The following is an 11,673-nucleotide window of genomic DNA, read 5'->3' on the forward strand; positions in this document are numbered from 1 at the left end:
GTAAGGCAGCATGCTGTAGGTTCCCCCAAGGCTGGCGCCGTTGGCGGTCTGGTTTCGGGTCAGGCGGGCCGCATCACGAACCGCGGCCCGTCAAAGACCTGAACGGGTGGCAGATTGCCCTGCCATTTTCGCAACCGCACCAGCGTTGTATGGGCCGAATTTCCCTGGCTCAATTCTGACGACCCCTTGTCCAGCGTCAGGACATTGGGATTGCCGTGAACCTCGATCAGACGGCCATCCATTTCGACCGTATCCATCCAGGCTCCGGTTGGCAGTTCAACGCAATCCGGGCGGATATCGGCTGTGATCGCCACAGCGGTCAGGCAGGCACCGCGCGCGTTGAAAAGCTCGGCCACATCACCCTCTGCCAGCCCGTAGCGCGTTGCGGTGTCGGGATGCAGACGGCAGACCTCCCGGTCCTTTACCTTATGGGCCCGCGTCTCGGCCCCGCTGTCGTTTTGTGCATGAAGCCGGGTCAGCGGCTGCGCCGAAATCAGATGCAGCTCATCGGCTTCGGCCCCGCCCAGCCCTTCCACCGGCTCCGTCCAGCCCGGGGTTTCGGCCGTGTCACCCCCCATGGCCCCGATCACATCGCTGGCCATCTCGAACCTGCCCGAAGGGGTCGCCAGGGCATGTTCACCGGGCGCCTTCACAAAATCCGCAAACACCGTCGTGCTTTTGGCGGCATCGGGCAGGTTGAACCAGCCGGTATCCCGGAATGTCTCGTAATCAGGCAGCGCAATGCCCCGCTCCCTGGCTCCCGCCTGCGCCTTGTCCCATAGCCATCTGAGCCAGTCCTGCAATGACCGTCCCTCGCCATGGGTCTCGGCCACGCCCATGCGGTCTGCCAAATCTGCGAAAATGTCATAATCGTTCCGCGCCTCACCAAATGGCAGGCGGGCGGGTGACATGAAGACCAGCGCCGGGTCCTTGCGCATCATCATCATATCCTCGCGTTCCAGAGGCGAAGTGCAGGGCAGAACGATATCGGCGCGCCGGGCGGTGGCGGTCCAGCTATGTTCATTGACGATCACCGTATCGGGCCGCTGCCAGGCGCGGGCCAGGCGATTGAGATCCTGGTGATGGTGAAACGGGTTGCCCCCGGCCCACCAGATCAGTCTTGTGTCAGGAAACCGGTATGTGGCCCCGTTGTAACGGAACGTCCCGCCGGGATTTTCAAGCATCTCGGTGATGCGCGCCACCGGAATGAAATCCTGCACCGGGTTGTGCCCCTGCGGTAAAGACGGCCATGCCCACCGATCCACCGGACGTCCCGAGGTGTTCATCGACCCGTATCCGAACCCATAGCCGCATCCCGGCTGGCCGATCTGGCCCAGCAGGCAGGCAAGGTTGAACGCGGCCCAGATTGTCTCTTCCCCGCGGTCCTGCCGTTGCAGGCTCCAGGCCATCGAGATCATCGTCGGGTTTTCGGCCATTGCAAGCGCCAGCGCCTCAATCTCGGGCGCAGGAATGCCACAGATCCGGGCCGCCCAGGCGGGTGTTTTCACAATGCCATCCAGCTTTCCCGTCACGCTGGCGTGGCAGCGATCCGCGCCAACCGTGCAGCGGGCCAGGAAATCCCGATCCTCCAGCCCGCGCGACAGGATGACATGGCTTAGCGCCAGGATCAGCGCCCGGTCCGTGCCGGGCCGGATCGACAGCCACTCTGCCCCTTCCAGATCGCTTGCCATGGGGGAGATATTGATCATCCGGCACTGGCCGGACCGCATCTGATCAAGCCAGGCCCGCACCCCATGGCTCGATGTTCCGCCAGAAGAGATTTGCGCGGTGCGCGGTGAAATCCCCCCGAACGCCACCAAAAGCCTGCAATGATCCGCGATCTGGTCCCAGCTTGTCTGATCATGGGTGAAATCCCGGTTCGTAACGCCGGTGATATGCGGCCACAGAACCTCGGCCCCGGCATGTGAATACGTGTTACGCGACCACGCGCAGCCGCCGATACAGTTCAGGAACCGCTTTAATTGCGATTGCGCATGGTGAAACCGCCCGGCGCTTGCCCAACCGTAGGAGCCTGCATAGATCGCGCTGTTGCCATGCAGATTCCGGACGCGGTTCAGTTCCCCGGCAACGATATCAAGCGCCTCATCCCAGGGAAGCTCGACAAAACCCGCATCGCCGGTTCTGTTGGTGTCGCGCGAGGCAAGCCATCCTTCGCGAATGGCCGGGCGGGCAATCCGCGTCGCGGGGTTGCTTGCAGAGCTGAGCCACCCCTGCCCCGCCACTGCCGGTTCGGGATCACTGGCCACCGGTTCCAGCCCGGTATCGGTGATGCGGTAGCTGCCCCAATGGGCCGAGGTGTATTTCATGACCTGTCCAATTCCAGTGCGCTGCGGGCGTATTCTGCACATGTTATGATGCAGCGTATCTTTCAGTCGTCTGCGCCGGATGTCCAAGACACTCGGCCAGGCGCTCCGCAAGGGCGATCAATGCAGGGCCGATCCTGGCGCGAAACTCCGGTGTGAAAACCCGGATCGACCCCGTCGCCCCCACACTCAGCCCCACACCCAGATCGTCCAGATGCACCGGTGCCGCGACAGAACAGATGCCAAGCTCCAGTTCCTGGATGCATTCCCCGTAGCCCTGCACGCGGATCGCGTGGAACTCGCGTTTCAATGCGGCGGGCTCGGTCTGGGTGTAATCGGTATATTGCCGGAAACGCCCGCCGATCACATCGGTTTGGGTTTCTTCATCTGCATAAGCCGCAATAACCTTGGCACAGGAACATGCATGCATGGGCCGAAGGCCAAGGCCGGGATGCAGAAACGAAATGGCCTTGTCAGACGGCACCTCGACCTGCGTGATCTCGACACCGTCGCCCCGCAGGCGTGACAGGAAACAGGCGGCCCCGAACCGGTCTGACAGATCCGACAAAAGCGGCTCAGCGATGACGCTGATCTCGGCATCGCTTTTGTCCATGCGCGAAATACGGTGGACCCGCTGACCGATGCAGAAGACCCCTTTCTCGGGCGAGGCCAGAAGCCCCGCCGCGACCAGATCCTGCACCAGCCGATAGATCGAAGGTTTGGGAAACCCTGTTGCCGCGCAGATATCATTGACTGTGCTGCCCCCGCCGGACATGGCGACAGTTTCAAGGATGCGAATGAGCCGTTCGAGATGCATGATTCTCAATTTCAAAGATACAGTTTTCATATTATGATAACAAAGTGCGGGAGAAAGTGTAAGCCTGACCCGATGAGAGACATGAGATGGTCAGCAAAGTCGCGTCCTGGCGCAGAGGCCAGCCATCCGGGCCGATCAAGATGGCAAGCAAGGTCTGATCCCCCCCTCAACAGGGCCGTTTCGGTTTATCCCGCTTTGCTTGCGGTGGGCTTTGGATCGGTATCGCGGTCTTCATAGAGCGGTCTTAACCCTGTGATCAGCCGCGCGCCCTTGGAGAAGGTGAGATAAGACCAGAACCAGTTGAATGCGACCATCAATGGTTTACGCACACCGATCAGAAAGTAGATATGTGCGATGCCCCAAAGCCACCATGCGAGGAAGCCTGACATCTGGAATTTGCCGAAATCTATGACCGCAGAATGACGCCCGATGGTGGCAAGGGTTCCGGCATGTTTATAGGCGAAGGGGGCGGTTGCGGCCCTGCCCTTGAGCATCTGGCTGATCCGTTTGCCCACATATGCGCCGCCCTGTTTGGCGGCCGGCGCGATGCCGGGCACGTCAAGCCCGTCTTTCCAAGGCACCCGGGCGGCATCCCCGATCACAAAAACCTCGGGGTGGCCTTGCAGGGAGAGGTCTTTTGTTACCGGAATGCGACCGCTGCGATCCGTTTCGACGTCAAGCCATTGACCCACATTCTTGACAACCACACCTGCGCCCCAGATCTTGCACGCCGCAGGGATAAAGCTGCCCTGCAGGTGAACCCCTTCTTCGGTGATATCCTCGACCCGTGTGTCAACCATGACCTCGACCCCCAGCTTTTCGAGGGATTTTTGTGCTTTATTCGACAGTTTTTCTGGGAAGGCATTGAGCAGACGATCACCCGCCTCGATCAGGACGATACGGGCATCGCGGGAGTTGATCCGGTGGAAATCGCGGGCCAGCGCATGGTTGGCCAATTCGGCGATGGCGCCCGCCATTTCAACGCCGGTCGGCCCGCCGCCCACAACCACGAATGTCAGCTGGCGCCGCTGTTCTGCGTCGGAATTCGAGATTTCGGCCCGCTCAAACGCCACAAGCACCTGTTTGCGGATCTCGGTGGCGTCGATGATCCGTTTGAGACCGGGGGCGTGTTTTTCCCAGTCATCCCGCCCGAAATAAGAGTGATGCGCGCCGGAGGCGACAATCAGGTAATCGTACTCATAGCGATCCGTTTCACCCACCACCTGTCTGGCCGCCAGATCAACATCGACCACTTCGGTCAGCGCGACGCTGACATTGTTCTGGCGCGAAAAGATGCCCCGGATCGGCCAGGCCACGTCTGCGGGCGACAGATCCGCCGTGGCCACCTGATAGAGCAGCGGCTGGAAAAGGTGGTAGTTGCGCCGGTCGATGATCTTGATGTCGACAGGCTCGCGAGCCAGCGTTTTAGCGGCAGAGATGCCACCGAAACCGGCACCAATGATAACAACTTTGGGGCGGGTGGTTGTTGAGTGTGTCATGACATTCCCCGGGTTGCCACATACGTAATACAACCGGGATTTGGATGTAAGAATAAAGCTTTCCCCCACAGTGATATGAGAGCCCGGCGACAGACCGGTAAAACCTTCGCGATCAACAGGCGGTGACAAAAAACGTCCTGGAAGGACGACAGGGGGGATAGCGGAGCATGCCTATGGGCCTTCACAAGTCAGGGAAACCTTAACCGACCGCAACAGCGCGTTATGCCGACTCTCTGGGGACCAGATTGCAGGGCAGCTTCACCTGCCGGGGGCCTGTTGAAGACTGGCTTTCCGCATCAAGAAGCAGCTCAATCGCCAGTTGCGCCATGTCCCGGTAAGGCAGGTTGATCGTGGTCAGGGGCGGCGCCATGTATTCAGAGAAAAACAGGTTGTCATAGCCAATGATCTTCACATCCAGGCCCGGGCGATGCCCATGTTCCACAAGGGCCTGATAGACGCCCTGGGCGATCCAGTCATTGCCGCAGAAAATGCCATCCGGGCAGTCGCGTTCCGACAGGATGGCATTCAGATTATCGTATCCGCCCTGAATGCTGAAGGTTGAACAATAGACGCGCCCTTCATCTGCCGGAATATTGGCCGTGGCCAGGCCGGTATAAAATCCGTCGATCCGTTTCTGGGTCGCCTCCAGCCAGGATTCGCCCGTGATATGAATGATGTCCCGGCATTCGGCCTCTACCAATCTGGTTGTCGCCCTGAGACCACCCAGAGTTTCCCCCGGCAGGACGCTGATGAAATCAGAGGTTTTTGCGTGGCAGTTCAGCAGTACGGTGTTGATATCCCTGAACTTGTCACCCGGCGTCACCGGGCGCGTCACGATCGTGCTATAGACGACACCGACCAGATCGGTGTTGCGCCATGCCTCAAGGGCGGCCTCTTCGGCGGCCTGGGAACCTCTGGTGATGACAACCGGCAACTGGCAGCCATATTGATTTGCAAAATCGGTCGCACCTTCGAAGAGCTCTGCGACCAGTGAGGAACTGGCCACCTCGTCAATCAGAAATCCGATGGTCCGTATCGCACTTTTGCGACGCTTGCGCCTGGCCTGCTCATAGCCAAGCTCGGCTGCGCTGTCGAACACGGCCTGACGGGTGCTTTCCTGGACCGAGATATTGGGATTATCGTTAAGCACAAAAGATACAGTTGTCTGCGAAACACCCGCAAGGCGAGCAATATCCCGCATGGTGGGTTTGCGCGTCAACTCGATATTCTCCCCAGTCACACAGTGCGGATATCATAGCAGCAGGTGGACTGTTGACAATCAAATAATATTAGTAAAATATTTAGTTAATAATTCAGGGGGCAAAAATCTTGATACGTACCGAGCGGCAAGCGTTTGTCTTTCTTGCCCCTTTTCTTATCGCCTATGGGCTTTTCCTGTTTTATCCGATGCTCAAGGGGTTCTGGATATCCCTGCATGACTGGCATCTGCTCAGGGTGGCGATGAACCCCGATGCCGTCGAGTTTGTCGGCTTCAGAAACTATGAACGCATTCTCTGGGGCCGGGACATGGAATGGAGCGCCGTGCAGAAGCCCTGGTGGCAGGGCGGCCTTGTCGCGCTTGCGGCCTTACTGGCCTATAGAGGTGCAAAACATGCCCATGACCGGACGTTATACTGGTTTCTGGCCGCTGTTGCCCTGGTGGCCGCCTTTGTAATTGGCTGGGCCCCCGGGGAAGACGGGCGCTGGTATAATCGCCAGTTCTGGCCCCGGGTCGGGAATACCCTGTTTCTTGTCGCCTGGATTGTGCCGCTTGTGACCGCTGTTGCCCTGGTGCTTGCGGTCCTGCTGAACCGGCAAACCCTGGCGGCTGCAGTCTTTCGAACAATTTTCTTCGTCTCGACGGTTCTGTCGGTCACGGTTGTGACCCTGATCTGGAAACTGGCGCTGTCCCCCAACCAGGGGCTGGTCTCGGGCATTTTTGAGCGATTCGGACTGGAACCGATCGCCTGGCTGACCACAGAGGGTTTTGCCGATGCAGGCATTATCATGGCGACGGTCTGGTGGGGGACCGGGATCAGCATGATGCTGTTTCTTGCAGCGCTTCAGGATATCTCGGATGAAATCTATGATGCGGCCCGCCTTGATGATATCGGGCCGGTCAGAACATTTTTCTATATAACACTGCCCAATCTGCGCCACGCAATCGTATTGGTGATGGTGCTTGCCGTGATCGCCCATTTTCAGATTTTCGGTCAGGTCAGGCTGATGACAGATGGCGGCCCTGTGGAAACCACCGAGTCGCTGGTCGTGTTGATCTATGACACCGGGTTTCAGGAAAACAAACTGGGGCGGGCCACGGCCATGTCCACCGTGCTGCTGATGTTCATCACGCTGTTTTCGATCCTGCAGGTGTTGATTGTCCGGGGGCAGCGGGACTGATGGGCAAACATGTAAATACAAGGCTTTTCGTCACCTTGATGGCGATCCCCGCCTTCATCTGGCTGGTGCCGATCCTGTGGATGCTGTCGCTGTCCTTTCAGCCGAATGATCTGCTGCAACGCACCACGACGGATGTGGCCTTTGGGCTGATCCCAGCGCAATTCACCTTCGACAATTATGCCGCCGTCATGTCGCTGAGCAATACGCCGCGCTGGTTCATGAATTCACTGATCGTTGCGGTAATGACCACCCTGGGTGTTCTGCTTGTTGCGGCACCGGCGGGTTATGCTTTTGCAAGGATGAACTTTCCGTTCAAGCGGGTGTTGCTGATGCTCTGCCTGATTGGCCTGGCGGTGCCGGAGCAGGCGATTTTCATCCCGATGTACACGATGTTTGCCGATCTGGGCTGGCTGAACACCTATCACGGGCTTGCCATTCCCCGTATCGCAACCCCCATCGGGCTGTTTCTGATGTATCAGTTCATGCGCGGTGTGCCGCGCGAAATCGAAGAAGCGGCGATGATTGATGACATCGGCCGGGTGCGCATTTTCTTCAGCATTGTTCTGCCGCTGATGCGGCCCGCGATGATCACCCTGGCCATCGTGACCTTTCTTTACGCGTGGAACGATTATCTCTGGCCGCTTGTCGCCATCCAGAGAACCGCCGATTACACGCTGGCAGTTGGGATCGCGTCATCGCAGGAAAATTTTGCGCAGACCGAAGGTTTGGGACGGTTGATGGCATCGGGTATCTTTGCATCGCTCCCGGTGATCGTCTTCTATCTCATATTCCAGAAATACGTTGTCAGGGCGATCGCGCTTGGCGGCTCAAAAGGCTGAAAACAAACAAAATAACATCTAAATGGAGGAGAAGATGAAAAAAACTTTGATTATGATGGCGGCCTGCGCCGGGATGGTGGGGCCTGTTCAGGCCGATACAACCCTGTCGATCGCGCGCTTTTTCGGCGCGTGTGAGAATGCCGGCACGGATTTCGCCAATGCGGTCGGGGAGGCCTGCATCATTCAGGCCCTGATCAATGCCTATTCCGAGGCGGATAATGGCGTCACAATGGAAACCCGCGAAGTGGCCTGGGCCAGTTTCTATGACCAGATGAAAGCGGGATATGCGGCGAATACGCCGCCTGATATTCATGTGATCCATCAAAGCCGGATTCCCGAATTCGCCGATATCGGTCTGCTGGCGGATATGTCCGAAGATCTGGCACCGGCGGGTATTGATATCGAGGACTGGGAAGACCGCGCCCTGGAAGGTTCCAGCCATAATGGCGCGATCTATGCCGTACCGCTGGATTTCCACACCCTTCTTTGGCACGTGAACATGGAGCTGATGGAACAGGCGGGCCTTGTTGCGGATGGTGCGCCGATCCTGCCCGGTTCACCCGAAGAGCTGCTGGCCCATGCACAGCAGTTCCAGGAGGCAACCGGGGTAAATTATCTGGCGCTGGATCTGAACGGGAATATCGGCTCTCATGTGGTTGTGGCGCTCGCGCTTCAGCAGAATGCCGAGCTGATCGTTGATGACGAAGCGAATTTCGACACCGAAGAAATGCATAATGCGGTTCAGCTGATTGTCGATATCGTCGAACAGGGTTTTGCAAACCCCACCAATGACTATCCGGCGGCTCAGGCTGATTTCTTCAACGGGCAAGCGGGTATTCTGATCAACGGCACCTGGGTGGTTGACCAGTTCACCGCCGAGGCTGCAAACCCGGAAAGTGCCCTGTCAGACTATTATGTCGCCACACAGCCTACGCTTTTTGATGTGGGCGCGACCTGGGGCGGCAGCCATGCCTGGGCCATTCCGGCATCATTGCAGGCAAACGACCCCGAGACCTATCAGGCCGCCATCGGGTTTCTTGACTTCCTGAATGACAACAATCTGGCCTGGGCCAAGACCGGCCATCTCTCGGTCCGTGAATCGGTTCTGGCCAGCGAGGCCTATAACACTCTGCCGCACCGGTCTGAATATGCCGGCTCGGCAGAGATCGCACGGTCCCTGCCCCGGTCTACCGTGGCGTGGAGCATCCGCGACGTGGTCAAGTCGATCCTGCAATCCACCTATCTGGCGGACGTGCCGATTGACGAGGCTCTGGTGTCGATCAATGAAGGCGTTCAGGACATTCTGGACGACCAGTAACCGACAGATGGAGGGCCCCCAAAGCACAGCCGGGGCCCTCCATTGCCTTTATAAATAATACAGACCGCTTTCAGAGAGACCTCATATGACAGATGACGAGACACTCAATCCCCGTTGGGATGCCGATAAAGCATGGCAATGGAAGGCATCTCATCCATGGATTGTTGGCTGTAACTTCCTGCCCGGCTACGCGGTAAACTTTGTCGATATGTGGCATAAGGAAACCTATGATCCGCTGGCCATTAACCGGGAACTGGGATGGGCCGCCTCTGTCGGCATGAACGCCGTGCGCGTCAATCTGCAATATCTGCAATGGGTTGATGACATTGCCGGGCAAACCCGGATATTCGAAAGCTTTCTTGAGATTGCCAGCCGCAACAACATCATGGTTGTGCCCTGCCTGTTCGACGATTGCGGATTTTCCGGTGATCCCGCGAATGCCGATCTGCAACCGGACCCCAGACCCGGCGTGCATAACGGGCGGGCCCTGGCCAGCCCGGGCCGCGAGATTGTTATGGACCGGTCGCAATGGTCATTCTGTCTGGATTTTCTTCAGGATGTCATCGGAAAATTCAAAGATGACCCCCGTATCCTGTTCTGGGATATCTATAACGAACCCGGCAATGGCGCGATTTTCCTGAACGCGGCAACAACCAGAGATGTGAGAGCTGAGTTAGAGCCCAATTCTCTGGACTTCCTCAAGCAGGCTTTTGACGCCGCGGTTCATGTGAACCCGATACATCCGCTGACATCCGGGGCATGGCGCCATGGGGATTTTGACAATGTCACTGTCCCCGATGATATTCCTTACCAAAATGCCATTGATCAGGCGATGCTGCAAATGTCGGATATCATATCCTTCCACGGATATGTCACCGTCGAGAGGATGGAAGTTCTGATTGCGTATCTCAACAAGTTCGGGCGCCCGCTTTTCTGTACCGAATGGATGGCGCGCCCGATGGGGAGCCGGATTCAGGACCAGTTGCCGGTCTTGCGCCAACATGAGGTCGGGGCGTTTCAGTGGGGCCTGGTCAAAGGGCGGTCACAAACCCATATCCCCTGGCCGAAAGTCATTGCGGACCACCCGCAGGCAAGTGGTGAGGCCAGTGAATGGTTTCATGATCTGCTGCATCCCGAAGGAATGCCGTATGATCCGAGTGAAATCAAAACCATCAGAACCGCGGCTGGTTTTACAACATGACCCATATCAAGACGACGGCACTTCAGAAATCTTTCGGCGGTTTGCCGGTTCTGAAAGACATAAATCTCGAGATCGAAGATGGCGAATTTGTTGTCATCGTCGGGCCATCGGGTTGCGGTAAATCGACCCTGCTCAGGGTCATATCCGGTCTGGAGGGCGCCAATTCCGGCCAAATTCATTTCAACGGCAAGGATGTGACATCGCTTGATCCGGGCAAGCGAAAAGTGGCCATGGTGTTCCAGTCCTACGCGCTTTACCCGCATATGAGTGTCGAGCAGAATATCGGCTTTGCCACACGTGTGCATGGGGCAAGCAAGGCGCAGCTGGAAGACAAGATCAAACAGGTTGCAGAGATTCTGCGCCTTGGGGACTATCTTGACCGACGGCCTTCTGAACTGTCCGGCGGGCAGAAACAGCGGGTCGCGATCGGCAGGGCGATCATTCGCGACCCCGGCGTGTTTCTGTTCGATGAACCGCTGTCAAATCTGGACGCTGAACTGCGCGTCGAGATGCGGCTGGAGCTGACCGAACTGCATAAACGCCTTGGCCGCACGATGATCTATGTGACCCATGATCAGGTCGAGGCGATGACGCTGGCGGATCGGATTATCATTCTGCGCGACGGATGCCTGGAACAGGTGGGCACACCCAGAGAACTGTATTTCGATCCTGACAACATCTTTGTTGCCGGGTTTCTGGGAACACCCAAAATGTCGTTTCTTGCGGCAAGAGCCCTCCGCACATCCTCGGACAAGACCATGATCTCACTGGACAATGACCCTGATTTCAAAATTTCCGTGCCGGTCACCATTGCCGATGGGACCCGTGTCGTCATCGGCATCCGCCCGGAAAACATGAATGCAGGCTCCGGCGCAAAACTGACTGTCACCCCCCATCTGATCGAAGATCTGGGGGGCAGCCAGATTGCCTATTGCAGAACACCGGGTGGCGCAAAACTGACGGTTCAATATCCGGCGGATGCGGACATCACGCCGGATGTTCCGGTTGACCTCGTGATATCGGCAGAGGCGATTCAGGTGTTTGATGAGGAGACCGGCGCGCGGATCAGGTGAAGCGGTTTGCGTTTGATCTGAATCGAAAACCGCTCCAGGGGCCGGAAAACGCGCGTTTTCCACTGGTTTTCCTCAAGGAAAACGGCTTCGGGCGACAGGTAAATGCCCCCGCATGCCCCTTCCGCCCGGCGGCCCCGCCGGGCAGGGCCCGGCCCTCCACGCAAAATATATGTGGTGCAGAGTTTCAGACCCGCGCTATCGC

The 11,673-nt window shown here is 57.8% G+C and carries 9 protein-coding genes; 5 read left to right on the top strand and 4 right to left on the bottom strand.

Features of this window, described 5'->3' with window-relative positions:
- Positions 1-59 precede the first annotated feature (59 nt).
- From E2K80_RS08685 to E2K80_RS08700, 4 genes are all read right to left on the bottom strand, one after another.
- Complete coding sequence (locus tag E2K80_RS08685) at positions 60-2,327, bottom strand: molybdopterin-dependent oxidoreductase (protein ID WP_135374575.1); 2,268 nt, start codon at positions 2,325-2,327, stop codon at positions 60-62.
- 43 nt (positions 2,328-2,370) lie between these two features.
- Entirely contained in the window at positions 2,371-3,141 is a 771-nt protein-coding gene (locus E2K80_RS08690) for an IclR family transcriptional regulator (RefSeq protein WP_168193139.1), read from the bottom strand.
- Between the two features lie 185 nt (positions 3,142-3,326).
- Positions 3,327-4,640, bottom strand: a complete 1,314-nt coding sequence (locus E2K80_RS08695) for an NAD(P)/FAD-dependent oxidoreductase (protein WP_135374579.1) — start codon at positions 4,638-4,640, stop codon at positions 3,327-3,329.
- Positions 4,641-4,860: 220 nt separating this feature from the next.
- The gene (locus E2K80_RS08700) at positions 4,861-5,841 is read right to left on the bottom strand and encodes a LacI family DNA-binding transcriptional regulator (RefSeq protein WP_274379262.1); all 981 of its coding nucleotides are present in this window, start codon (positions 5,839-5,841) and stop codon (positions 4,861-4,863) included.
- Between the two features lie 128 nt (positions 5,842-5,969).
- Between E2K80_RS08700 and E2K80_RS08705 the strand changes: the two genes are divergently transcribed.
- The 5 genes from E2K80_RS08705 to E2K80_RS08725 all read left to right on the top strand — a co-directional run bounded on the left by E2K80_RS08705 (position 5,970) and on the right by E2K80_RS08725 (position 11,471).
- Positions 5,970-7,040: a carbohydrate ABC transporter permease gene (locus E2K80_RS08705; RefSeq protein ID WP_135374583.1), complete on the top strand. Its 1,071-nt coding sequence runs from the start codon at positions 5,970-5,972 to the stop codon at positions 7,038-7,040.
- Entirely contained in the window at positions 7,040-7,879 is an 840-nt protein-coding gene (locus tag E2K80_RS08710) for a carbohydrate ABC transporter permease (RefSeq protein WP_135374585.1), read from the top strand. The genes E2K80_RS08705 and E2K80_RS08710 overlap by 1 nt, the downstream gene beginning before the upstream one ends.
- Before the next feature lie 34 nt (positions 7,880-7,913).
- Positions 7,914-9,197: an extracellular solute-binding protein gene (locus E2K80_RS08715; RefSeq protein WP_168193140.1), complete on the top strand. Its 1,284-nt coding sequence runs from the start codon at positions 7,914-7,916 to the stop codon at positions 9,195-9,197.
- A gap of 85 nt (positions 9,198-9,282) precedes the next feature.
- Positions 9,283-10,398 carry a 1,4-beta-xylanase gene (locus E2K80_RS08720; RefSeq protein WP_135374589.1) on the top strand — a complete coding sequence of 372 codons (1,116 nt, stop codon included), beginning with the start codon at positions 9,283-9,285 and terminating at the stop codon, positions 10,396-10,398.
- Positions 10,395-11,471 carry an ABC transporter ATP-binding protein gene (locus E2K80_RS08725; RefSeq protein ID WP_135374624.1) on the top strand — a complete coding sequence of 359 codons (1,077 nt, stop codon included), beginning with the start codon at positions 10,395-10,397 and terminating at the stop codon, positions 11,469-11,471. Before E2K80_RS08720 ends, E2K80_RS08725 begins: the two co-directional genes overlap by 4 nt.
- Positions 11,472-11,673: the final 202 nt, after the last annotated feature.

Source organism: Rhodophyticola sp. CCM32 (assembly GCF_004751985.1).
Classification (GTDB): Bacteria; Pseudomonadota; Alphaproteobacteria; order Rhodobacterales; family Rhodobacteraceae; genus Rhodophyticola.

Excerpts from the sequence above, each read along its gene's own strand:
- E2K80_RS08690 (WP_168193139.1), bottom strand. The coding sequence starts at position 3,141 with ATGCATCTCGAACGGCTCATTCGCATCCTTGAAACTGTCGCCATGTCC.
- E2K80_RS08695 (WP_135374579.1), bottom strand. The coding sequence starts at position 4,640 with ATGACACACTCAACAACCACCCGCCCCAAAGTTGTTATCATTGGTGCC.
- E2K80_RS08715 (WP_168193140.1), top strand. The coding sequence starts at position 7,914 with ATGAAAAAAACTTTGATTATGATGGCGGCCTGCGCCGGGATGGTGGGG.
- E2K80_RS08710 (WP_135374585.1), top strand. The coding sequence starts at position 7,040 with ATGGGCAAACATGTAAATACAAGGCTTTTCGTCACCTTGATGGCGATC.
- E2K80_RS08720 (WP_135374589.1), top strand. The coding sequence starts at position 9,283 with ATGACAGATGACGAGACACTCAATCCCCGTTGGGATGCCGATAAAGCA.
- E2K80_RS08700 (WP_274379262.1), bottom strand. The coding sequence starts at position 5,841 with ATGCGGGATATTGCTCGCCTTGCGGGTGTTTCGCAGACAACTGTATCT.
- E2K80_RS08685 (WP_135374575.1), bottom strand. The coding sequence starts at position 2,327 with ATGAAATACACCTCGGCCCATTGGGGCAGCTACCGCATCACCGATACC.
- E2K80_RS08725 (WP_135374624.1), top strand. The coding sequence starts at position 10,395 with ATGACCCATATCAAGACGACGGCACTTCAGAAATCTTTCGGCGGTTTG.